Annotated in this window: 20 protein-coding genes and 1 pseudogene; 16 read left to right on the top strand and 5 right to left on the bottom strand. The window is 71.8% G+C overall.

From position 1 onward, the window contains the following. From ACIA5G_RS53075 to ACIA5G_RS53020, 12 genes are all read left to right on the top strand, one after another. Positions 1 to 1,045: endonuclease/exonuclease/phosphatase family protein (locus ACIA5G_RS53075; protein WP_395938085.1), on the top strand; the 1,045-nt coding region annotated here is incomplete at its 5' end. Beyond that, positions 1,002 to 2,012 carry an aldo/keto reductase gene (locus ACIA5G_RS53070; RefSeq protein WP_056700661.1) on the top strand — a complete coding sequence of 337 codons (1,011 nt, stop codon included), beginning with the start codon at positions 1,002 to 1,004 and terminating at the stop codon, positions 2,010 to 2,012. The genes ACIA5G_RS53075 and ACIA5G_RS53070, both read left to right, overlap by 44 nt. Positions 2,013 to 2,097: 85 nt before the next feature. Beyond that, entirely contained in the window at positions 2,098 to 3,438 is a 1,341-nt protein-coding gene (locus ACIA5G_RS53065; RefSeq protein ID WP_395938082.1) for a SidA/IucD/PvdA family monooxygenase, read from the top strand. Continuing rightward, positions 3,435 to 3,806 carry a cupin domain-containing protein gene (locus tag ACIA5G_RS53060; protein WP_395938080.1) on the top strand — a complete coding sequence of 124 codons (372 nt, stop codon included), beginning with the start codon at positions 3,435 to 3,437 and terminating at the stop codon, positions 3,804 to 3,806. The genes ACIA5G_RS53065 and ACIA5G_RS53060 overlap by 4 nt, the downstream gene beginning before the upstream one ends. After that, entirely contained in the window at positions 3,803 to 5,350 is a 1,548-nt protein-coding gene (locus ACIA5G_RS53055) for a class I tRNA ligase family protein (protein ID WP_395938078.1), read from the top strand. Before ACIA5G_RS53060 ends, ACIA5G_RS53055 begins: the two co-directional genes overlap by 4 nt. Further along, positions 5,347 to 6,438, top strand: coding sequence for an NAD(P)/FAD-dependent oxidoreductase (locus ACIA5G_RS53050; protein WP_395938076.1), 1,092 nt, complete (start codon positions 5,347 to 5,349; stop codon positions 6,436 to 6,438). The genes ACIA5G_RS53055 and ACIA5G_RS53050 overlap by 4 nt, the downstream gene beginning before the upstream one ends. 37 nt (positions 6,439 to 6,475) lie before the next feature. Next, a complete protein-coding gene (locus ACIA5G_RS53045) occupies positions 6,476 to 7,777 on the top strand; it encodes an ATP-grasp domain-containing protein (RefSeq protein ID WP_395938074.1) in 1,302 nt (433 codons plus the stop codon). After that, positions 7,774 to 8,124 (top strand): hypothetical protein, encoded by a 351-nt coding sequence (locus ACIA5G_RS53040; protein ID WP_395938072.1) that lies wholly within the window; start codon positions 7,774 to 7,776, stop codon positions 8,122 to 8,124. The genes ACIA5G_RS53045 and ACIA5G_RS53040 overlap by 4 nt, the downstream gene beginning before the upstream one ends. Next, entirely contained in the window at positions 8,121 to 9,476 is a 1,356-nt protein-coding gene (locus ACIA5G_RS53035; RefSeq protein WP_395938070.1) for an FAD-binding oxidoreductase, read from the top strand. Before ACIA5G_RS53040 ends, ACIA5G_RS53035 begins: the two co-directional genes overlap by 4 nt. Before the next feature lie 55 nt (positions 9,477 to 9,531). After that, on the top strand, positions 9,532 to 10,074 hold the full coding sequence (locus tag ACIA5G_RS53030; protein ID WP_395938068.1) for a flavin reductase family protein: 543 nt from the start codon (positions 9,532 to 9,534) through the stop codon (positions 10,072 to 10,074). A gap of 26 nt (positions 10,075 to 10,100) precedes the next feature. Continuing rightward, a complete protein-coding gene (locus ACIA5G_RS53025) occupies positions 10,101 to 11,165 on the top strand; it encodes a radical SAM protein (RefSeq protein ID WP_395938066.1) in 1,065 nt (354 codons plus the stop codon). Between the two features lie 170 nt (positions 11,166 to 11,335). Continuing rightward, positions 11,336 to 12,325 (top strand): response regulator transcription factor, encoded by a 990-nt coding sequence (locus ACIA5G_RS53020; protein ID WP_395938064.1) that lies wholly within the window; start codon positions 11,336 to 11,338, stop codon positions 12,323 to 12,325. An 11-nt stretch (positions 12,326 to 12,336) separates the two neighbouring features. On the opposite strand, the gene ACIA5G_RS53015 is transcribed toward ACIA5G_RS53020, so the two are convergent. Beyond that, entirely contained in the window at positions 12,337 to 12,954 is a 618-nt protein-coding gene (locus ACIA5G_RS53015) for a TetR/AcrR family transcriptional regulator (RefSeq protein WP_395938062.1), read from the bottom strand. A 116-nt stretch (positions 12,955 to 13,070) separates the two neighbouring features. On the opposite strand from ACIA5G_RS53015, the gene ACIA5G_RS53010 reads away from it, so the two are divergent. The 3 genes from ACIA5G_RS53010 to ACIA5G_RS53000 are packed head-to-tail and all read left to right on the top strand — an operon-like array spanning position 13,071 to position 16,380. Continuing rightward, positions 13,071 to 14,624, top strand: a complete 1,554-nt coding sequence (locus ACIA5G_RS53010; RefSeq protein ID WP_395938060.1) for a long-chain fatty acid--CoA ligase — start codon at positions 13,071 to 13,073, stop codon at positions 14,622 to 14,624. Then, entirely contained in the window at positions 14,621 to 15,613 is a 993-nt protein-coding gene (locus ACIA5G_RS53005; protein ID WP_395938058.1) for an LLM class flavin-dependent oxidoreductase, read from the top strand. The genes ACIA5G_RS53010 and ACIA5G_RS53005 overlap by 4 nt, the downstream gene beginning before the upstream one ends. Positions 15,614 to 15,624: 11 nt before the next feature. After that, positions 15,625 to 16,380: an SDR family NAD(P)-dependent oxidoreductase gene (locus ACIA5G_RS53000; RefSeq protein WP_395938056.1), complete on the top strand. Its 756-nt coding sequence runs from the start codon at positions 15,625 to 15,627 to the stop codon at positions 16,378 to 16,380. A gap of 44 nt (positions 16,381 to 16,424) precedes the next feature. Here the strand turns inward: ACIA5G_RS53000 and ACIA5G_RS52995 are convergent, their stop codons facing one another. Then, on the bottom strand, positions 16,425 to 17,474 hold the full coding sequence (locus ACIA5G_RS52995; RefSeq protein WP_395938054.1) for a glycoside hydrolase family 43 protein: 1,050 nt from the start codon (positions 17,472 to 17,474) through the stop codon (positions 16,425 to 16,427). Between the two features lie 346 nt (positions 17,475 to 17,820). On the opposite strand from ACIA5G_RS52995, the pseudogene ACIA5G_RS52990 reads away from it, so the two are divergent. After that, positions 17,821 to 18,643, top strand: a pseudogene (locus ACIA5G_RS52990) (transposase family protein); the annotation flags it as partial. Between the two features lie 112 nt (positions 18,644 to 18,755). On the opposite strand, the gene ACIA5G_RS52985 reads toward ACIA5G_RS52990, so the two are convergent. The 3 genes from ACIA5G_RS52985 to ACIA5G_RS52975 are packed head-to-tail and all read right to left on the bottom strand — an operon-like array spanning position 18,756 to position 21,893. After that, a complete protein-coding gene (locus ACIA5G_RS52985; RefSeq protein ID WP_395938052.1) occupies positions 18,756 to 19,637 on the bottom strand; it encodes an SIS domain-containing protein in 882 nt (293 codons plus the stop codon). Between the two features lie 13 nt (positions 19,638 to 19,650). Beyond that, positions 19,651 to 20,958 (bottom strand): alpha-glucosidase/alpha-galactosidase, encoded by a 1,308-nt coding sequence (locus tag ACIA5G_RS52980; protein ID WP_395938050.1) that lies wholly within the window; start codon positions 20,956 to 20,958, stop codon positions 19,651 to 19,653. Then, positions 20,955 to 21,893: a carbohydrate kinase family protein gene (locus ACIA5G_RS52975; protein ID WP_395938048.1), complete on the bottom strand. Its 939-nt coding sequence runs from the start codon at positions 21,891 to 21,893 to the stop codon at positions 20,955 to 20,957. Before ACIA5G_RS52975 ends, ACIA5G_RS52980 begins: the two co-directional genes overlap by 4 nt.

The following is a 21,893-nucleotide window of genomic DNA, read 5'->3' as shown; positions in this document are numbered from 1 at the left end:
CGCACACCTCGTCCTCAACGGCCGCTGGTGGTTCTGGCTGCTGCCCTCGCTGCTGCCGCCGCCGGTGTTCGCCGCCCTGCCCGCCCTGCTCCTGGTGCTCTCCTGCGCGACGGGGGACCTCACGGCCGCAGTCGTGGCGGGCGCGGCCCTGCTGACCGGGGCCCGGCAGTCCGGCCTCGTGCCCGGCGCACTCGTACGGAGGAAGCGCCTCCCGCCGCCGCCGGACGGGGCCGTGCGCATCGTGTCCTGGAACACCCAGCACTGGTGCCAGTCCACCGACCCCGAGCCCTTCTACGCCTTCCTGCGCGGGCTCGACGCCGACGTCTACCTCCTCCAGGAGTACCACCACGACGAGTTCGACGGCACCTACCGCCTCATCGACGACGAGCGGCGGCTGCGCGCCACCTTCCCCGGCCACCGCGCCGTCATCGCCCGGGGCCTGATCACCCTGTCCCGGCTGCCGGTCGCCGCGACCGTCGAGACGGCCGCCCGCCGGACCCTGCGGGTGGACCTGGAGATGCCGGGAGACGGTCGGATTCTCGCCACCTTCAACGTCCACATCCCGGTACAGCTACGACTCATCAGCCCGTTGCGCGCAGACTTCTACCGCGCGGTCCGCACCCGGGCCGCCGACCGGGCACGGGAGTACCGGGGACTCCTCGGGGACGTCGCCGGCTGCCCCCATCCGGCCCTGATCGCCGGGGACTTCAACACCACCGCCGCGATCGGGGACGCCCGCAGCATCGCCCGCCTGGGCGCCGACGCGGTAGCCCTGTCCGGACGCCTCTGCCCCACCTCGTGGCAGGCCCGTCCGGGCCTGCGCTGGTGGCGGCTGGACTGGGTGCTCACCACACCGGGCGCCCGGGTCCACAGCTACCGCTTCCGCGATCCGCGCGGCCTGTCCGACCACAGCGTCCAGGAGGTGTCCGTGTCGCTCGCCGAACCAGACCGCCCGGCGACCGCCGGCCTCCGTATCCGACACCACGACGAAGGAACTCGCCATGCGTTACCGCTACCTGGGAAAGACCGGCCTGAGGGTCAGTGAACTCTGCCTCGGCGCCATGACGTTCGGCCGCGAGGCCGACGAGACCACCAGCCACGTCCTGCTGGACCGCTTCACCGAGGCGGGCGGCACCTTCGTGGACACCGCCGACATCTACTCCGCCGGAGCCTCCGAGGAGATCCTCGGCCGCTGGCTGAAGAGACAGCGCCGCGACGACGTGGTGATCGCCACCAAGGTGCGGTACGGCACCGGGGAGGGCCCCAACGACCGGGGCCTGGGCCGCAACCACCTGATCGCCGGGGTCGAGTCGAGCCTGCGCCGGCTGGGCACCGACCACATCGACCTCTACCAGGTGCACGCCTGGGACCCGGGCACCCCGCTGGAGGAGACCCTCGCCACCCTGGACACGCTGGTCACCTCCGGCAAGGTGCGCTACATCGGGGCCAGCAACTTCTCCGGCTGGCAGCTCCAGAAGGCGATCGACCTGAGCCGGGGACACGGCTGGGAGCCCTTCACCGCCCTCCAGCCGCTCTACAACCTGCTGGACCGGTCCGCCGAGTGGGAGCTGATGGAGGTCAGCCGCAACGAGGGCCTGGGCGTCATCCCGTGGAGCCCGCTGCGCGGCGGCTGGCTGAGCGGCGCGATCCGGCGCGGTGCCCAGAGGCCGCCCACGGGCACCCGGGTGGAGACCGCCGAGAAGCTCGGCTGGGGCGAGTCGTGGAGCGCGTACGAGGGGGACGAACGCACCTGGCGGGTGCTGGACGCCCTGCACGAGGTCGCCGGACGCACGGGCCTCGCGGTGCCGGTGCTGGCCCTCGCCTGGCTGCTGGGCCGGCCCGGGGTCACCGCCCCCATCGTGGGCGCCCGCACCCTTGAGCAGCTGGAGACCAACCTGGGCGCGGCGGACCTGGACCTCGACCCGGCCGACGCCGCCCTGCTGACCGCGGCGAGCGACCAGGCGCTCCCGTACCCGTACAGCGTCATCGAGACCGACCCCGAACTGCGCTGACGCACCCCGCGTGACCGAAAACGGGCGGTGGGGCCGGGGGCGGGGCCCCCGGCCCCCCCCACCCCGAGACGAAAGAGGTACCGACGTGACCGTCCACGAAGTGGATGTCCTGATGATCGGCGCCGGGCCGGCGAACCTCGCCCTGGCCGTGGCGCTCGAGGAGAGCGGGAACACCGAGCTGGCCCGCAGCGCGATGATCCTGGAGCAGTACGAAAACGTCGTCTGGCAGCGCAACCTGCTGCTGCCGTGGGCCCGCAGCCAGGTGTCCTATGTGAAGGACCTGGTGACCCTGCGGAACCCGCGCAGCCGCTTCTCCTTCCTGAACTTCATGCACGAGCGGGGCGAGCTCGACGAGTTCGTCAACCTCGGCACCTTCAACCCGTTCCGCTGGCAGGTCTCGGCCTACCAGCAGTGGGTGGCCGACTCGCTGGAGCACGTCCGGATCCGCTACAACGCCCGTGCCGAGCGGATCCTGCCGATCCACTCCGAGGACGGCGCGGTGCTCGGCTTCACCGTCCCGCTGTCCGACGGCGACACCGTGCTCTGCCGTGACCTCGTGGTCGGCGGCGGGCGCGACGCCCACGTGCCGGAGGTCTTCAAGCGCCTGCCCGCCGAGCGGGTCGTGCACAGCACGCAGTACAGCAGCCGTGTCGAGAACACCGTCGAACTGGCACGGGCCGGCAAGGCGCTGCGCCCGGTCGTCGTCGGCGGCGCGCAGAGCGCGGCCGAGATGTTCATGGCGCTGCACCAGCACGCACCCGGCTCGTCGCCGACCATGCTGCTGCGCTCGATCGCGCTGAAGGACTACCAGACCAGCAAGTTCGTCAACGAGCTGTTCTACCCGTCGTTCGTGGACGAGTTCTACCGGATGTCGGACGGCGTCCGGGCGAAGGTGCTCGAGGAGATGCACCTGACGAACTACGCCGGCCTGGCCGCGCCGTTCCTCGAGGAGCTGTACACGATGATCTATCGCCAGAAGATGCTGGGCGAGCCGGTGTCGACCATCCGCGGCCTCACCGACGTCACCGACGCGTGGACCGAGAACCGGCCCGGCGGCGGCGAAGAGGTCGTGCTCGAGGTCCGCGACCTCAAGACCGGCGGCACCGAGGAGCTCCACTGCGACGCGGTGTTCCTGGGCACCGGCTTCGACCCGCGGATGCCGCGGATGGTGCGCGAGCTGGCCGACGCGATCGGCCTGCCCGAGGTCACCGTCAACCGGCAGTACCGCGCGGACCTGGGCGAGAACGCCCGCGGCGCGCTGTACCTGCAGGGGGTCAACGAGGCGACGCACGGCATCTCCGACTCGCTGATCAGCGTGCTCGCCCAGCGCTCGGGCGACATCTCCGGCGACATCTTCGACCGGCGCGGCGCCCGTCCCGCGGCCGCCTCGGGGTCGGCCGACCAGTCCGTGGTGGTGGCGGCATGATCGACGTCCGTCCCCTGGACCGCACGCGGCTGGAACGCGCCTACGGCCTCGACGGGCAGCGGCTGCTGCCCTGGCCCGAGCTCAACGCCCCCTTCGAAGGCGCCTGGTGCGTCCTGCGCGCCGGGACCGAGTCCACTCCGCACGCCCACCACGAGTACGAGATCTTCATCGCCATCAGCGGTTCCGCCGAGCTGGTCGTCGACGACGAGCGGCGCCCGTTCGCCGCCGGCGACGTCGTCCGGCTGCCGCCGGGTTCGACGCACCGCGTCGTCAACGACGGTGACGCCGACTTCGAGTACTTCGGCGTCTGGTGGGACCCCGAGATGTCGACGCGGTTCGTGGCCCGGCACGAAGCGAGCGCACCATGAACGCCCGGACGGTGATCATCTCCCCCGCGCCGACCGCGAACGGGGACCTGCACCTCGGGCACATCGCCGGGCCGTTCCTGGCCGCGGACGTGCACACCCGCTACGCGCGGGCCCAGGGCCGGGAAGTGCTGCTGGGCACCGGGTTCCAGGACACCTCCACCTTCGTGGTCACCACCGCGCACCGCCGCGGTGTCCCGCCGGCGGAGCTGGTGGCCAACTCGGCCGCGCAGATCGAGGCCAGCCTGGCCGCGCTGGGCATCGGCATCGACGGGTACACCGGGGACGACGACCGGTTCACCAAGTGGGTCGTCGACTTCATCGGCCGGCTGCACTCGGCCGGCAAGCTCGAGCTGCGCACGATGAAGTTCCCGTACTCGGCGCGGACCGGGCAGTTCCTGGTCGACGGGTTCGCCTCCGGCAACTGCCCGGAGTGCCTGGCCGACTGCTGCGCCGGGCTGTGCGAGAGCTGCGGCCGGCTGGTCGCCGCGGGCGAGCTCATCGGCGTCCGGTCCACTTTGGACCCGGAGGACCCGGTGGAGCTGCGGGAGGCCGACGTGCTCGTGCTCCCGGTCGAGCGGTACCGCGAGCAGCTGCGGGCGCACTTCGAGGCGCACGCCGCCGGGATCCGGCCGCACATGGCCCAGGCGCTGGCGTCGATGCTGGCGCGGCCGCTGCCGGACTTCCCGGTGACCTACCCGATCTCGTGGGGCATCCCGGTGCCGTTCCCCGAGGTGCCCGGGCAGGTGGTCAACCCGAACGCGGAGCCGATGGCGTGGAGCATGCACGCCTCGGCGCTGGCGGCGGAGGCCCGGGGTGTCGCGGAAGGCACCGAGGACGCGCTCTGGCTCGCCGGCGCGGGCTCGGAGATCGTGTACTTCCTCGGGTTCGACAACATCTACCCGTTCGCGGTTTCCGGGCCGGCGATGCTGCTCGCGCTCGGCGGGACGTACGAGCTGCCGACGCGGTACCTGACCAACGAGTTCTACGAGCTGGACTACCGGAAGTTCTCGACCAGCCGCGGGCACGTGATCTGGAGCCGGGAGCTGGCCGCCGAGGTGCCGCGCGACCTGATCCGGTTCCACCTGGCCGCGACCAGTCCCGAGCACCAGCGGACCAGCTTCAGCCGGGACGCGCTCGCTCAGGTCACCGAGACCCGGCTGGTCGGCCCGTGGAACCGGGTGGCCGACCAGGTGAACCGCTGGGTCGGGCTCGGCCCGCTGCCGGTGTCCGAGCGGGCGATCCGGGCCGCGGCCCGGATGGACGAGCGGTTCGCGGCTTCCTACGAGCTGGCGGGCTTCAGCCTGAACCGGGCGGCCGAGGCGATCACCGAGCAGCTCGCCCGGCTGGACAACCACGAGGTGACCGGCGCGGACGCCGGGGACTTCTGCTTCGAGGTCGACCGGCTGCTGCGGGCCGCGGCGCCGGTCCTGATCGACCTCGCGGCCCAGGTCTTCGGCTCCGGCCCGGTTCCCGCGCCGGCCGTCACCGGTTCGTTCACGCCGGTGGCCCTGCCCCGCCTGCGCCCGGCGAAGGCCGCGCGATGACCGCGGGCACCCGGCAGGACGGCCTGCGGGTCGTGGTGGTCGGCGGCGGCATCACCGGGCTGCTCACCGCGATCGGCTGCGTGCTGGCCGGGCACCACGTGGTGCTGCTGGAGCGGGGCCCGGTCCCGCACCCCGGGGCGACGTCCTTCGACCAGCACCGGGCGTTGCGCGCCCTGGTCGCCGGCGATCCGGCCGCCACGCGCCGGAACGCGGACCTGCACCGCCGGTGGCGGGCGCTGGACTCGCTGCTGTGCGACCACCTGCCGGGTGCCTGCCTCTACCGCCGCGTCGGCGTGCTGACCGCGATGCCCGCCGGCGAGGTGGGGGAAGCCGTCGCGACGGCGGAAGCCGCGGGGGTGCCGATCCGGGTCGCCACCCCGGCGAGCCTCCCGCTGATCGGGTTCCCGGCGGGGGCCGGCGCGGTGCTCGAACCGCACGCCGGGACCCTGCTGGCCGACCGCGTGCTGCACGCGGCCGCCCGCTGGCTGCGCCACCACCCCGAAGCCGAGCTGCGGCCCGGCCGCGAGGCGGTGGACGTGGACGCCGATACCGGACGGGTCCACCTGGCCGACGGCATCAGCGAGCACGGTGACGTCGTGCTCGTCGCCGCCGGACCGTGGTCGTCGGCGCTGGTCGACCGGCCGGTCACGGTGCACCGCCAGACCATGGTGTACCTGCGCCCGCCGGCCGAGCTCGCCCACGCGTGGGCGGCGACGCCGACCGCGGGCGGCATCGGCGCCGACGGCCGGGCCTGGCTGCTGCCGTCGGTGGCGGGCACCCTGCTCAAGATCAGCACCGACGCCGCGCGCCGCGAGGTGCGCGGGCTGTCCACTCCGGACGACGGCACGAACTGGGCCGGGCGGGTGCTCTCGGCCGGCATCGTGTCCGAAGTGGACAGATACGACGTCGCCCGCGTCCGGCACTGCCACTACGCCACCACATCCGGTGGTGAAACCGGCTTCGTCCGCGTCGGGCCCGCTGTGTGGGCCCGTGCCGCCAGTGGCGGTGACGGCTTCCGCACCGCTCCCCTGGCGGCCGACGCCGTTGTCGCCGAGCTCGCCCGCCACACCGTCCGCGCCGCGGCCTGACCGCGGTGCACCCCCATCCGACCGGAGGACGACCTTCATGACCACGAACGCCCCGGGGGCGCTGCTCGTCATCGGCAGCGGTCTCAAGCTCTACCGCGAGTACATCGTCCGCACCGTCTCCGAGCGCGCCCGCGAGGCGGGCCTGAAGCTGGTGCTCGTCAACAACCTCAAGCCCACCTGGCAGCACGCCTACTTCGACGACATCACCGTGGTCAACGTCTTCGACCACACCCTGCTCGCCGAGACCGCCCGTGAGCTGGCCACCCGCTACACCGTCAGCGGCGTCCTCTGCTGGGACGAGCCGCTCGTGATGCCGGCGGCCGAGCTGGCCGCCGAGTTCGGCGTCCCGGGCCTGAGCATCCCGGGGGTGCACGGCTGCCGCGACAAGCACAGCTGCCGCACCCGGCTGACCGCGGCCGGCCTGCCGCAGCCCGGGTTCGAGCTGGTCCCGGACCTGGCCGGGGCGCGGGCGGCCGCCGCCCGCATCGGGTATCCGGTGATCGTGAAGCCGCGGGCGCTCGGCGCCAGCATGGGTGTTTCCCTGGCGAGCGACGAACAAGAGCTCGAGTCCGCCTACCGTGTCGCCCACGAAGCCAGCCTGGTCGGCGACGAGCCGTACCGCGGCGGCGCGCTCATCGAGGGTTTCGCCGACGGCCCGGAGATCAGCATCGACGGCGCCGTCTACAAGGGTGAGTACCTCCCGATGTTCCTCGCCCGCAAGAGCACCGGCATGCCGCCGTTCTTCGAGGAGACCGGCCACGTCGTGGACGCCGCCGACCCGCTGTTGCGCGACGAGGCCCTGCTGGACGTGCTGACCCGGGCCCACCACGTGCTGGGCATCGAAAACGGCATCACCCACACCGAGGTCCGGCTCACCGCGAAGGGCCCGGTCATCATCGAGGTCAACGGCCGCCTGGGCGGCGACCTGATCCCGTTCCTCGGCAAGACGGCCACCGGCATCGACCCCGGCGGCGTGCTGTTCGACGTCGCCACCGGGCAGCGCCCCGACGTCGCGCACACCCGCGCCGGCACCGCCGGCATCCGCTTCGGCTACCCCGCGCACGACTGCGTCCTGCACGCGGTCACCGTGCCCGAGGCCGCGCCCGGGCTGGTGCTCGCCTCGCCGATGGCCGAGCCGGGCACCACGCTGCGGCTGCCGCCGGGCGGGTACATCGCGCGGCACTCCTTGGTCGTCTGCGAGGGCTCCGGCCCGGCGGAGGTCTCGCAGCGGCTGGCGCACGCGGCCTCGCTGGTCGAGATCGTCACCGAGGACGTCGAGCCGCCGCCCGCCGGCACCACGCTGGAGATGCCGGCCGGGCTCCTGGACGTGGACGAATGACTATCGACTACGACGGCCGCCGGTTCCGCAAGCTCGGCGGCGGGGACGGCACCTGCGCGGAGTACCACCAGCGCGGGAACCTCGTCTGGGCCGTGTTCGAAGGCGGGCGCGTCCGGCGCGGCACGATCACCGGCACCTGCGACGCGGCCGGCGTGCTGCGCCTGGCCTACACGATGGTGCTGGACAGCGGCGAGGTGATCGCCGGGCACAGCACCAACAGCCCGCAGCGGCACGGCGGCACCCTGGTGCTGCGCGAGGTCTGGGAGCGCTACGGCGACCACGCCGAAACCGGCGTCTCCTACCTCGAAGAGATCCCCGCCGCGGTCCCGGTGGGAGCGGCGTCGTGACCGCGTGGCGCTCGCTGGCCGACCTGGTGGACGGCGACCTGCGGCTCCCCGGCGAGCCCGGCTTCGACGAAGCCACCTCGCCGGAGAACCGCCGGTTCGCCGCCACCCGCCCGGCGGCGGTCCTCTCGGCCGCGCACGCCGAAGACGTCGCGCGGGCGGTGGAATGGGCGCGCACGGAGTCGGTGCCGCTGGTCGCCCGCGGTGGCGGGCACAGCTACGCCGGCCACTCGGCCGGCACCGGGCTGGTGCTGGACCTGCGGCGGCTCGCCGGGATCCGGATCGACTGCGACACCGGGCGGGTCACCGTCGGCGGCGGCACGCCGATGAAGGCGCTCTACGCCGGGCTCCGGCCGTGGGACCTGACCTTCCCGCTCGGCAACTCCGACACCGTCGGCATCGGCGGCCTGACCCTCGGCGGCGGCGTCACGACGATCTCCCGCGCGCACGGCCTCACCTGCGACGCGCTGGTGTCGACCGAGGTTGTGCTCGCCGACGGCCGGACCGTCACCGCGTCGGCGACGGAGCACCCGGACCTCTTCTGGGCCTGCCGCGGCGGCGGGGGTGGCAACTTCGGCGTGAACACGAGCTTCACGTTCCAGGCGCGGCCCGCGCCGGCCGGCTCCACGTGCCTGCTGCTCTGGTCGTGGCCGCACGCGGTCGAGGTGCTGGCCACCATGCAGGAGATCATGCTGACCGCGCCGGACCGGTTCTCGGCCCGGATCGGCATCGCCCGCTCGGCGGCGGACGACGGGGTGGTTTCCGTGGTGGGGCACCACCTCGGCCCGGCCGAGGAGCTGCGTGAGCTGCTCGCGCCGGTGTTCGCCGTCGCCGTCCCCGACCGTGCCGACATCGAGGACCGCGACTTCTGGGCCGCGGCGCAGTACCTGCACCACAGCAGCGACGGTGGGGCGTTCGCCGCCCGCACCCGGTGCACACCGCACCCGATCGGGGACACCGGGCTGACGGCGCTCGTCCGCGCGGTCGACAAGTGGCCGGGCAGCGGCAATCCCGACGGCGCCGGGGCCGCGCTGTTCGCGTGGGGCGGGGCGATCAACCGCGTCCCGGTGGCGGCAACGGCTTTTCCGCACCGCGACACGAAGTTCCTGCTCAGCCTCGACACGTCGTGGACCGAGCAGGACTCGCCGCAGACGGTCGAGGCGAACCTCGACTGGCTGCACGCGCTGCACGCCGAGACCGGGGAGTTCGCGCCCGACGCCTCCTACGTCAACTTCACCGATCCGGACCTCGAGGACTGGCGGCGGGCCTACTACGGGCCCAACGCCGGCCGGCTCGCCGAGGTCAAGCGCCGGTACGACCCCGACCGGTTCTTCCGCTTCCCCCAGGCCCTCTGACCCACCGGCCGGCCCGCGTCCCGCGCGGGCCGGCCCCTGCCCCAGGAGCAGCCGTATGCCGCCCGACCTCCGTGGTGCGATGCGCACCTTCGCCACCGGGGTGTGCGTCGCCAGCACGTACCGCGACACCCCCGAAGGCCGCCACCACGACGCCGTGACCGTCAATTCGCTGAGTTCGATCTCCCTCGACCCGCCGTTGATCTCCTTGTGCTTCCGCAAGGGCTCCGCGTTTCTCGCGGACCTGCTGGCCAGCGGCCGGTGGGTGGTCTCGATCCTGCCCGCCGGCGCGCGTGAGCTCGCCGGCCGCTTCGCCGGCCCTCGCGAACGGCGGGCCGAGCACATCACCACGCTCGCGGCGTCACCCGGCACGCACACCGGCGCGCTGGTGCTCGACGGCGCGTCCTGGCTCGAATGCGGGCTGCAGGAGCGGTTCGACCTCGGCGACCACACCCTGGTCGTCGGAAACGTCCTGGCCACCGGACACGATCGAAGGACACCGGCACTGGTGTTCGTCCACGGCGAATACCACGCCGTCACCCAGCCGCCGGCCGCGACGCTCGACCTGTCGGGGCCGGGTCATTGGGGTGAGGCAGTGTAAATTCGGCCCGGACAAAGGGGGGATCCTTGACGAGCACCGAAGACGGCGACGCCATGCGCTGGAGCGGGCAACGCACCGACCGCGTCGACGACGGCACCCTGCCGGGCCTGGCGCGGATGAGCGGGTTCGTCCGCAGCGTGCGGACGCCGGAGTTCCGCGGGGTGACGTTCCACGAGGTGCTGGCCAAGAGCGCGCTCAACCACGTGCCCGCGGACGCGCGCATGCTGCCCGGCGAGTACACCATCAACCCGTACCGCGGCTGCACCCACGCGTGCCAGTACTGCTTCGCCCGCCCCACCCACACGCGGCTCGGGCTGAACGCCGCCGGCGACTTCGACAACGAGATCATCGTCAAGACGAACATCGTCGAGGTGCTGCGCAACGAGCTGGCGCGCAAGCGGAAGCTGCCGCCGCGGGTGGCGTTCGGCACGAACACCGACGTGTACCAGCGCGCCGAAGGCCGTTACGCGCTGATGCCGGGCATCATCGACGCCCTGGCCGGCCACCGCGTCCCGTTCTCGATCCTGACGAAGGGGACGACGATCCGCCGCGACCTCGACCACCTGGTCAAGGCCAGCCGCGCGACGACGGTGCACCTGGGGCTGTCGATCTCGATGATGGACGAAGAGCTCCAGCAGTCGGTGGAGTTCGGCACCGCGACCACAACGGCCCGCCTGGCCACGGTCCGCGCCATCCGCGACGCGGGCCTGGACTGCACGGTGTTCCTTTCGCCGATCCTCCCCCGGCTCACCGACTCCCCCGAGCAGCTGGAGGAGCTGGTGTCGGCGGTCGCCGCGGCGGGGGCGACGAGCGTGCTGTTCCACCCGCTGTACCTGTCGTCCGGGGTCAAGGACGTGTTCATGACCTGGCTCCGCGGCGCGTACCCGCACCTGGTGCCGGACTACGTGACGCTGTATTCGTCGGGCTCGGAGACCCTGCGCCCGTACCGCCACGAGGTGAGCGACCGGATCCGCGCGATCATCGCCCGGTACGGGTTCCCGGACCCGGACGAATCCGTCGAGGACAAGTTCGCCCTGAACGGCCGGCGCAACCAGCCGGACGCGGAACCGGAGCAGGCAACGCTGTTCTGACCCGGTCGGTCCGTCAGTGGGTCTCCATGAAAGCTCCTCCGTCTCGTCCGCAAGCGCGCGGCGGTGCCTGAACCGTGGCAGCGGGCCTGACGCACATCCATCGCTCGCGGAGTGAGGCGATGTCGCCTCGAGCCTCATCGGCCGGGGGCAAAAAGGAGGAAACTGACGGGATGCCTCCAGCCGGGTCCAGCCGGCCACCCCGGCTCCGGGTCGACGCCGAGACGACCTTGGTGCTGCGGGAGGCCTTCCACAAGATCGACGCCAACTACCGCAACGACCACTACGGCCTCTACGACTACGCCCGCGCCGTGATGAGCAAGATCGTTGCCCTGGACCACTTCTACATCGGCTTCTTCCACGGCGCGAACCGCGTCCGCTACCCGTACGGCTACGACGGCGGGATGTACACCGATCCGGCGTCGCACATCTACGGGCCGCACGGCCAGGCCGCCTGGCTGCTGAAGCACCGCCAGACCTACCGGATGCAGTACGACAACGGCGCCGCGCTCAACGCCGGGGTCGCGTCCGGGGACACCAGCCGCGCTTCCGCCGACGCGGTCACCACCCCGCTGTTCCGCCGCCGCGGTGATGAGCCCGTCGTGTTCGGCATGATGTCCATGCAGAGCTACCGCCCGGGCACCTTCGACGACAACTCCGTGCGCGCCTTCGAGTGGCTGGCCGAGCTGGTCGCCCGGGTGCTGACGAAGGAGGCCGAGGACCTCGACGCCCTCCGCCGGCTACCGGCCGACGTCGAAGACGCGCCGCAGCCGGTCACGGCCGACCACATCGTCGAGCTCCTGTCCTCACGCGTGGCGGATGTCCGTCAGCGAGCCCAGGACGCCCTGGCGGCGCCCGATCCGGATTCGACGCGCGAAGCCCTGCACCGGATCGTCACCGACTGCCAGCAGCTCCAGTCGGATCTCGTGGAGCTCACGCTCGACATCGACCCGGGCCCGGAGGAACGGTTCCGGTCCCTCACCGCCGCCGAGCAGGGGGTCGCGGTGCTGCTCTGCGGCAACCTGCCGAACGACGAGATCGCGCAAGAGCTGGGCGTCAGCACCCACACCGTCAAGACCCACGTCCGCAACATCCTGGGCAAGTACCGGATGAGCGGGCGCGCAGCCGTCGCCGAGGACGTCCGGAAGCACCTGGCGCGCTGACCCCGGCAGCCTCAGCCGACGACGCGGGGGAACAGCTCGCGCACCCGGCTCCGGAAGTCGTCGAGGGCTTCCTCCGCGCCGGACAGGTGACGCAGCAGGGCCTGCTGGAACAGGCCATCGAACAGGGCGTACGCCTCGGCCGGGGCGCAGTTCGGCTCGGCGCCGGCGAGGTCGGCGTAGGCGCGGACGTTGCGCCAGATCATGTCCTGCAGGCTTTCGTCGATCTCGGCGACGTCGTCACGGAACGCCTTCTCGAACATCGACTGGGTGCGCAGGTCGTACCACATCCGGTGCATGAGGGGGGCTTCCTCGAGCGCCGCGGCCAGCCCGTCCGCGCAGGCCGCGGCGAGCTCGGCGGGCGTGGCCGCTTCGCCGACGCCGCCTTCGTAGCGCTGCACGCAGGCGGCCTTGTAGCGCCGCACGCAGTAGGTGATCAGCTCGACCTTGTCGGCGAAGTAGTAGTGCAGCAGCCCGTGGGAGAACTTCGTGTGCTCCGCGATCGTGCGCAGGCTGGTGCGGGCGTAACCGAGGTCGGCCAACGCCAACAGGGCCGCGTCGGCGAGTTCCCGGCGGCGCTCTTCGAACTTGTCGACCCTGGTCCGGCGCCTCACGGCGGCTGGGCTGCTCACCGCCCGAAGATACCATCGAGCCGCTTTCTGACCAATCGTCCAAGAAAATCTTGACATTCGTCCAAACGGCCGCCAAGGTCAGGACCAGCCGCCGACGGAGCTCGGGAGGGACGACGATGTCTCTGTACTTCTACCTGGAAAAAGGCGCCTCCCTGGACCCGGACGCGCCCTGCCTGACCCTCGACGGGAGCTCCGTCTCCTACGGCCAGGTGGTCGATCTCGCGAAGTCCGTCGCCCGCGCGTTGCGCCACTCCGGCGTGCGGCCCGGGGACAAGGTCGGCATCCTCTCGGCCAACGACCCGACCGCCTTCACCTGCGTCTTCGGCATCGCCCGCGCGGGCGCCGTGTGGTGCCCGATCAACCCGCGCAACGCCGCCGGTGAGAACGCCGAGCTCCTGGACCTGTTCGACTGCACCACGCTGATCTTCCAGCCCGGCTTCGAGGACCTCGTCCGTCAGATCGCGCCGAAACTGCCCAAGCTGACCACCCTGGTCCGGCTCGGTGACGGCGACGACTTCGCGGCCGGCTTCCCGGAGTGGCTCGACGCCGCTCGCGACGATCCCGGCGTCGAAGCCGCGCAACCCGACGACGTGGTCGCCCTGGTCGGCACCGGCGGCACCACCGGTCGCCCCAAGGGTGTCATGCTCACCGGCCGCAACCTCGAGGCGATGTCGGCGATCACGCTGATGAGCTACCCCTTCGACGGCCGCCCGGTCTACCTGGCCCTGGCCCCGCTCACCCACGCGGCCGGCGTGCTCTGCTTCCCGATCCTCGCCCGCGGCGGCGAAGTCGTGATCATGGCCGAGCCCGACGTCGGCCGGTTCCTGGAGCTGATCGAACGCCACCGCGTCACCCACACGTTCCTGCCGCCGACGCTGATCTACATGGTGCTCGGCCACGACGCGCTCGATCGCACGGACCTCTCGTCGCTGCAGTGCTTCTGGTACGGCGCGGCCCCGATGTCGACGGCCCGGCTGACCGAGGCCCTCGACCGCATCGGGCCGATGGCGCAGCTGTTCGGCCAGTCCGAGGCCCCGATGATGATCTCGACGATGTCACCCGCGGACCACCGCCGGCCGGACGGCACCGTCCACACCGGACGGCTCTCGTCGGCCGGCCGCCCCTCTCCGTTGGTCACGGTGGTGATCCTCGACGAAGACGGGCGGCCCGTGCCGAAGGGGGACCGCGGGGAGATCTGCGTACGCGGCTCACTGGTGATGGCGGGCTACTACCGCAACCCCGAGGCGACGGCCGAGGCCTCCGCCCACGGCTGGCACCACACCGGCGACATCGGCTTCCTCGACGACGAGGGTTTCCTCCACATCGTCGACCGCGCCAAGGACATGGTCATCACCGGCGGTTTCAACGTCTACTCCGCCGAAGTCGAGCAGGCGGTGATGGCCCACGACGCCGTCCGCGACTGCGCCGTGATCGGCCTGCCCGACGACAAGTGGGGTGAACGTGTCACCGCCGTCGTCCAGCTCCAGCCCGGCCGGGAGCTGGACACCGGCGAGCTGATCACGTTCGTCAAGGACCGCATCGGCAGCGTCAAGGCGCCGAAGCAGATCGAGATCTGGCCGGAGCTGCCGCGCTCCACCGTCGGCAAGGTGCTCAAAGCCGACATCCGCTCCACCTTCACCGAACGCAGCAAGGAGGCTGTCCGACCATGAAACTCGCGCTCTACCTGCCGAACTTCCGGGACAAGGTGACCGTCCGGGAGCTCGAAGACCTCACCGCGCTCGCCGAAGACCTCGACTTCGACTCCGTCTGGACGCTCGACCGGATCATCGTGCCGGAGGCCTCGGACCGCGGGGAAATGCAGTACCCCTTCGGGATGCTGGACGAAATGGGCCGGCAGCTCCCGGTGAGCTCGCGGGGCGAGTTCCTCCAGGGCATGCCGCTGCTCCCCTGGCTCGCCGCGAAGACCTCGAAGGTCCGGATCGGCATGAGCATCATCGACACGCCGTACCGGTCCCCCGGCGTGCTCGCCGCGGAGCTGGCCACCATCGACCACCTCTCGGGCGGCCGGCTCAACGTCGCCGTCGGCTCCGGCTGGATGCCGGAAGAGTTCGCCGCCGCCAGCGCCGCGCACATCTTTCCCAAGCGGCACAAGCACGTCCGCGAAACCCTGGAGATCATGCAGGGCATCTGGACCAACGAGGTCTTCGAGTACCACGGCGAGTTCGCCGACTTCGAGCCGGCCGGGTTCGGCGCCAAGCCGGTGCAGAAGCCGCACCCGCCGATCTTCTTCAGCGGTCTCAAGGACCCGAAGCGCTCGGCCAGCCGCATCGCCAAGTACGGCCTGTCGGGCTGGATCGGGATCCAGGACTCGCCCGAGGACATCCGGCGGTGGCGCACCGAGATCCAGCGCGAGCTCGACCAGCTCGACACCCGGCGGTCGGTCGACGACCTCGAGATCGCCAGCATGATCTGGTTCGTCATCACCGACCAGGACATGGACCAGACGCCCCGGGGCAAGGGCACCAACCTGCTCGTCGGGTCGGCGGCGCAGATCACCGACCAGCTCAAGCGCTACCAGGACGCCGGGCTGACGATGCCCTTCCTGTGGCCGCCGTTCCAGGACGTGCCGGTGGCGAAGACGCTCGACGACCTGAAGCGGCTCAAAGAAGAGATCATGCCCAAGATCGACGCGATGTGAGAGGAACAGGAATGTCCGAACTCGAAGGAAAGCGTGTTTTCGTCACCGGGTCCGGCGCCGGGATCGGCAAGGCCATCGCGAAGCTGTTCATCGAACGCGGCGCCCAGGTCGTGGTCAGCGACCTCAACGCCCTCTCGGCCAAGCAGGCCGCCGAGGAGATCGGCGCGGCCGGCGTCGCCAACTGCGACGTCACCGACGAAATCCAGGTCCAGACCGCGATCCAGCAGGCGGTCGAGATCCTCGGCGGCCTCGACGTCCTGGTCAACAACGCCGGGATCGAGGTCTCGTCGCCGCTGCTGCAGCAGTCCACGGAGAGCTTCGACAAGATCTTCGCGGTCAACGTGCGCGGCACGTTCGTGGCGATGAAGGCGGCGACCCCGCACCTGGTCGAGTCCAAGGGCAACATCGTCAACATCTCGTCCATCGCCGGGGTCGGCGGCAGCCCGCTGCTCGGTTCGTACTGCGCGACGAAGGCCGCGGTCATCCAGCTCACCCGCGTCGCCGCGGTGGAGATGCGGCCGGCCGGGATCCGGGTCAACGCGGTGTGCCCGGGCTTCGCCGACACCGCGATGGTCGAGCGGCTCGTGCCCGACTTCGAAGCGGCGACCCAGGTTCCCTTCGGCGACCTCGTCGCCGCGAAGCAGGGCCGGCTCGGCACCCCGCAGGACATCGCCGAGGTGGCGGCGTTCCTGGCGTCCGACCGGGCGAGCTGGGTGACCGGCAGCCACTACGTCCTCGACGGCGGGCTGACCGCGTCGCTCGTGTGAGACTCCGGTCGGCGGGCCCTGCCCCCAAGCGGCCCGCCGGCCGGTCATTCGAAGAACTTGAGGCTCCAGCCGGTGTCCGTGGTGGCGCCCGGCACGTTGGCGCGCCGGTAGGTCGTCGAGCCCCACCAGCAGAACGTGCCGGTGTACCAGTACCGGTTCGCCCACGAGTACGGCGTGCCCTTGGGGACGGCGTGGAACATCAGCGGGAACTTCGGCCCGGCGGGCGGGCTGGTCGCGATGTCGCCGTTCAGCAGGACGAAACTGTGGCTGCCCGGCCCGTCGACGTGGAGCGTCGGGTCCCAGCCGGCCATCATCGTCTCGCGGTGGGAGCCGAAGAGGCAGCCGTTCGACTTGTACCAGTCCCAGACGTAGGCCGGGTCGCCGCCGGCGCGCAGGCGGACCTCGGCGATGCAGTACTGGTCGCTCCAGCTGCCGTTGGCCGAGTAGGCGATGTGCAGCTGCCCGTTCGGGTCCTTGATCGCCACGGGCGCCTCGTTGATGTACGGGTTGCCCACCACACGTTCCCAGCTCTCCCGCGGCTGGGAGATGACGTACCGCGCGCCGGCCGGTGTGGTCGGCGTGCTCATCCGGACGAGGTAGAGGTTCTGCTCGACGTTGGTGTCGCCGGCCCACCCGGACCAGACGAACCAGCGTTGCCCGTTGAAGGTGAACAGGGTGCCGTCGATGGCCCACTTCCCGTCGGGCAGCGCCAGCTGGGTCTCGGCGGTGTAGCCGCTGTCGGCGACGGCGGAGCTGATCACGTACATCCGGTGCGCCGCACCGGTTCCGGCCGAGAAGTAGACGTAGAACCGGCCCCCGTCGACGACGATTTCCGGCGCCCACACCTCACCGAGCCCCCGGCTGTCCGACCAGATCCGCCGGGCGCCCGCGCCCGCCAGGCCATCGGGGGACGAGGCCTGCCGAACGACGATCCCACCACCGGAGGACTGCACGGCCACGTAGGTGGAGCCGACCCGGAGCACACCCGGATCGGCCGCCCGCAGCGTGGTCTGCCCGGCAACGGCGGCCGGCGCCCCGCCGAGGGCCACGGCGACGAGGAGAACAAGCGCGGCGGCACAACGGGACAGCTTCATGGCCACATCCCTCGGTCGGTCGCGGTCCCGGCGGAGCGGGGCACCTCAGGCAGGATCACCCGCGACCGGAAGATCCGGTAGCGCCAGGGGCACTTGCTCGATCCAGCCGGGCCGGAATTGGTCTGAACCGGTGAGTCTTCAACGGAGTTCGGCGCGGCCCGCGTTCCGGTGGGCTCCCGCGGGTACGGACCAGGTCGCCTGGTGCGCCGAGCGGCGATGCACCCAACGCCACATTGAGGTTTTCTCAGTAGGGCTGCGTGGGGTGCGTGTTGCCCTGAGATCATACGTGGGGCCGCTGGTAGGACTGAGTTTGCGAAGACCAAGTCCACAAGCCCAGAGGCCCCACGTGATCTCCCATGATGCCACGCTCGATGTGGCACACGAGCTGACCCTGTTCGTCGCCGGTGTCCTCCGCGCCGAACGCCAAGCCCGCGGCACCCGCCGCAACCGGCGAGCACTGATCCCCTACCACCAAGCAGTGCTGATCCTGCGCTGGTTCCGCGACGCCACCCCGTCCACCGCCTCGCCACCGACAACACCATCAGCGCCGCCACCGCCTACCGCTACCTGCACGAAGGCATCACCGCCCTAGCAGCACAAGCCCCCGACCTCCACCACGTCCTCACCACCCGCCACGCCGCCGGCGACACCCACCTGATCCTCGACGGCACCCTCATCACCGCCGACCGGGTCGCAGCGACCACGATCAAAACCAAAGGCAAAACCGGGGAGACACCGTGCACCTGTGGTACTCCGGCAAACACCGCGCCTTCGGCGGCAACATCCAGTTCCTGGCCACTGCCGACGGGTTCCCGCTCTGGGTCTCCGAGGTCGTGCCCGGGTCCCGCAACGACCTCGGCGCCGCCCGCGAACTCGACATCATCGGCGCCCTCACCGCCGCCGCCGGCCAGGGCCTCAAGACCCTCGCCGACAAGGCCTACCACTCAGCCGGCACCGGCATCCTCACCCCGTTCAAGAAAACAGCAGGTCAGCCACCCCTCGCCAGCGACAACCTGGCCTACAACCTGCTCCACACCCGCCTACGCTGCCTCGGCGAACGCGCGATGGCCATGCTCAAAACCCGATGGCGCGCCCTCACCCGCATCACCCTCTGCCCCCGACGCATCGGCGCCTTCACCCAGGCCACCCTCGTACTCACCCACCACGAACACCACGGACGCTACCGAGAAAACCTCATTGGGTGCGTCACACGCACCCAACGCCACATTCGCTGCACCACACGCGACGCCGGTTCCTACCTGACCGGCCCCGCGTAACGGCTCAGCCGGCCAGGACGACCGACCGGGTCAGGTGCGCCGGGCGGTCCGGGTCCCGGCCCGCCGCCCGCGCCAGCTCCACCGCCAGCCGCTGGACCACGACCAGCTCGGCCAGCGGGTCCAGCCCGCCTTGGCGGAGGTGGGCGCCGGTCGCCTCGATCTGCCGGACCAGGCCCGCGTCCACGGGTGCCAGGCTCCACACCGCCCGGCCCGGAGCCGCGACCGCGATCGGGCCGTGACGGTACTCCATCGCCGAGTACGACTCCGTCCACCAAGCCGCCGCTTCACGGACCTTCAGCGCGGCTTCGTTCGCCAGGCCGACGTGCCAGCCCTCCCCCAGGAACGAAATCTGGGCCGCCCCCAGCAGTTCCGGCTCGAGCGGATCGGCCAGCGCCCGGGAGACGTCGGCCAGTGCACGGTCGACCGGCAGGCCGAGGTGCGCGCGCAGGAGCAGCAGCTGCGTCGTCGGGAAGCGGGTCTGCACCACGGAACGCTCGTCCGCGTACGGCAGCGCGACCACGTCGTCCGACAGTTCCGCCGCCGGCGAGCCGGCCACCGCGGTGATCGTGGTGACGCGGGTGCCCGGCCGCGTTCGCCCCAGCGCCGTCAGGACCTCCGTGGTCGTGCCGGAGCGGGTCATCGCCAGCACGCGGTCGTAGGACCGGTCGAGTTTCGCCTCCGACGCCGCGAAGACGTCGGTCAGGCCGTGCCCGGCTTCCTCGCGCAGTTGCGCGTAACTCTGCGCCATGAACCACGAAGTGCCGCAGCCGATGACCGCGACGCGCTCCCCGGTGGCGGGCAACGCCGGCGCGTGCCGCGGCAGCTCGTCCAGCACGCGCGCCCAGCACTCCGGCTGGCTGGTGATCTCGTCGAGGGTGTGGGACATCGTTCTCCCGGAGTCAGTGGCCGAGGACGGCACGCAGGGCGGGCTGGAGGCGGTCACCGTGCGCGCGGACCAGGTCGTCGCACAGCTCCCAGATCCGCTCGACCGGCAGGGCGGCGGCGGTGGCGGGATCGGTCATCGCGGCGTGGCGGATGTGCCGCGGGTCGTCCTCGAGGGCCGCGCGCACCACGAGGTCGTTGACGCTCAGGTAGGTCCGGTTCAGCGCGGCGAGCTGCGGCGGCAGCGCGCCGATCCGGGTCGGCCGGACGCCGGTGCCGTCGACCAGGCACGGCACCTCGACCACCCCGGTGGCCGGCAGGTTCTCGATCAGGCCGTGGTTGACGACGTTGCCGTACACCGTGCGCGGTGTCCCGGTGACCAGGCTGTGGACGATCTGCGGCGCGTACTCGTTCGTGCCTTCGACGGTCAGCGGCTCGTCGGCGGCGACCGCCTGCCGCGTCCGCTCGTACTCGGCTTCGTTCTCCGCGACGATCTCGAGGTAGGCCCCGACCGGCAGCCGCAGCCGCTCGATCTCGTTGTCGTGCTTCAGGTACCAGGGCACGTACTCGGCGGAGTGCTCGCTCGTCTCGGTCGGGTAGAAACCCAGGCGCCGGAACATGTCGAACCGGACGCGCCGCCGCAGCTGCTCGTCCCCGTCGGCGAGCGACGCCAGCCGCGGGTAGAGGTCGGTGCCGCGGTGCTCGAACCGCAGCACCCAGGCCTGGTGGTTGACCCCGGCGGCGACGTAGGTGACCTCGTCGAACGGCACACCGACCAGCTGCGCGAGCCCGTGCACCGTCCAGTACACCGAGTGGCACAGCCCGACGACCCGGGTCAGCCCGGTCGCTTCGGCCAGGTACTGCACGTTCATCGCCATCGGGTTGGTGTAGTTGAGCAGCCAGGCTTCCGGGCAGACGTCGGCGATGTCGCGGCCCAGTTCCGCCAGGAACGGGAACGTGCGCAGCGCCCGGAAGATCCCGCCGATGCCGAGGGTGTCCCCGATGGTCTGCCGGAGGCCGTAGCGCGCCGGGACGGCGAAGTCGGTGCGGGTCGCGTCCCCCATCCCGATCTGGACCATGTCGACGACGAAGTCCGCGCCCGCAAGGGCTTCGCGGCGGTCGGTTTGCGCGGTGAGCAGCGGCTTCACCCCGCGAACGGCGGCGATCTGCTTGGCCGCGGCCAGCGCGGTCGTGAGCCGCTCCGGGTCGATGTCGTGCAGGGCGACGTGCACCCCGTCCAGCTCGGGGAAGGCGAAGAGGTCGGCGAGCAGGCCTTGGGTGAACACGACGCTGCCGGCGCCGACAAAGGTGATCTTGGGGGTCATGCGGGGTCCGATCCGGTGCGTTCGAGGTGGACGAGGACGTCGTCCCACGTGGCCTGGCCGGCGGTGCCGCCGCGGGCGCGGACGGAGAACCCGCCGCAGACGACACCGCAGCGCAGGGCCGTCGCGAGCGGCAGCCCGGCCAGGACGCCGGCGAGGAAGCCGGCGTCGAAGCTGTCCCCGGCGCCGACCGTGTCGACGGCGGTCACCGGGTTGCCCGGGGCGAAGGCGAATTCGCCGTGGTGGCAGGAGAAGGCGCCCTCCGCGCCGTCCTTGACCACGACGGCCGGGCCCCGGCGGGCCAGCCGGGCGGCGGCTTCCCGGGTACTGCCGGCACCCGCCAGCCGGACCGCTTCCGCCGCGTTGGGCAGCAGGAAGTCCGTCTCGGCCAGCAGGTCCCCGACGTCCCAGGTCCCAGCCGGGTCGTCGTTGGTGTCGGCCGACGTCGTCGCGCCGTGGCCGCGCGCCGCCCGCAGCAGCGCGGGCAGGTCCGGCGCGAGCTTCGGCAGCAGGAAGTACGACGACGAGTGCACGTGCCGGCTCTCCGCCAGCAGCCGCGGCGGCACGTCCCCGGCGTCGAAGGCCGCGAGGGTGCCCGGCGCGGTGACGATCGCGCGGTCGCCGTCCCGGGTGAGCACGGCGGTCAGCGGGGTCGGCAGGTCCGGGTCGGTGCGCAATCCGCTCGTGTCGACGCCGCGTTCTTCGAGGGCGGCGCGGACGAACCGGCCGGCTTCGTCGTCGCCGACCCGGCCGGCCATGGCCACCTTCAGCCCGAGCCGGGCGGCGCCGGCGGCGGTGATGGCGCCGGAGCCGCCGAGGGTGAGCACGCCGGAGGCGGCGAGCTGCTCCCGCTGGCCGAACGCCAGGTCCGTCCGAAGTGGACCGACGATGACGTCGGGGTTGGCGTCGCCGACCACGAGCAGGTCGAACCGGTGCAC

It is taken from the genome of Amycolatopsis sp. NPDC051758 (genome assembly GCF_044453095.1).
GTDB lineage: Bacteria > Actinomycetota > Actinomycetes > Mycobacteriales > Pseudonocardiaceae > Amycolatopsis.
Note: the sequence above shows the minus strand (reverse complement) of the source record. Positions and strands in the feature narration are given on the sequence as shown.

What these genes read in the sequence shown, in the direction of transcription:
- ACIA5G_RS53020 (WP_395938064.1), top strand. Translation starts at nt 11,336, where the DNA reads ATGCCTCCAGCCGGGTCCAGCCGGCCACCCCGGCTCCGGGTCGACGCC.
- ACIA5G_RS53040 (WP_395938072.1), top strand. Translation starts at nt 7,774, where the DNA reads ATGACTATCGACTACGACGGCCGCCGGTTCCGCAAGCTCGGCGGCGGG.
- ACIA5G_RS53050 (WP_395938076.1), top strand. Translation starts at nt 5,347, where the DNA reads ATGACCGCGGGCACCCGGCAGGACGGCCTGCGGGTCGTGGTGGTCGGC.
- ACIA5G_RS53010 (WP_395938060.1), top strand. Translation starts at nt 13,071, where the DNA reads ATGTCTCTGTACTTCTACCTGGAAAAAGGCGCCTCCCTGGACCCGGAC.
- ACIA5G_RS53070 (WP_056700661.1), top strand. Translation starts at nt 1,002, where the DNA reads ATGCGTTACCGCTACCTGGGAAAGACCGGCCTGAGGGTCAGTGAACTC.
- ACIA5G_RS53055 (WP_395938078.1), top strand. Translation starts at nt 3,803, where the DNA reads ATGAACGCCCGGACGGTGATCATCTCCCCCGCGCCGACCGCGAACGGG.
- ACIA5G_RS52980 (WP_395938050.1), bottom strand. Translation starts at nt 20,958, where the DNA reads ATGACCCCCAAGATCACCTTTGTCGGCGCCGGCAGCGTCGTGTTCACC.
- ACIA5G_RS53045 (WP_395938074.1), top strand. Translation starts at nt 6,476, where the DNA reads ATGACCACGAACGCCCCGGGGGCGCTGCTCGTCATCGGCAGCGGTCTC.
- ACIA5G_RS53060 (WP_395938080.1), top strand. Translation starts at nt 3,435, where the DNA reads ATGATCGACGTCCGTCCCCTGGACCGCACGCGGCTGGAACGCGCCTAC.
- ACIA5G_RS52995 (WP_395938054.1), bottom strand. Translation starts at nt 17,474, where the DNA reads ATGAAGCTGTCCCGTTGTGCCGCCGCGCTTGTTCTCCTCGTCGCCGTG.
- ACIA5G_RS53000 (WP_395938056.1), top strand. Translation starts at nt 15,625, where the DNA reads ATGTCCGAACTCGAAGGAAAGCGTGTTTTCGTCACCGGGTCCGGCGCC.
- ACIA5G_RS52985 (WP_395938052.1), bottom strand. Translation starts at nt 19,637, where the DNA reads ATGTCCCACACCCTCGACGAGATCACCAGCCAGCCGGAGTGCTGGGCG.
- ACIA5G_RS53030 (WP_395938068.1), top strand. Translation starts at nt 9,532, where the DNA reads ATGCCGCCCGACCTCCGTGGTGCGATGCGCACCTTCGCCACCGGGGTG.
- ACIA5G_RS53005 (WP_395938058.1), top strand. Translation starts at nt 14,621, where the DNA reads ATGAAACTCGCGCTCTACCTGCCGAACTTCCGGGACAAGGTGACCGTC.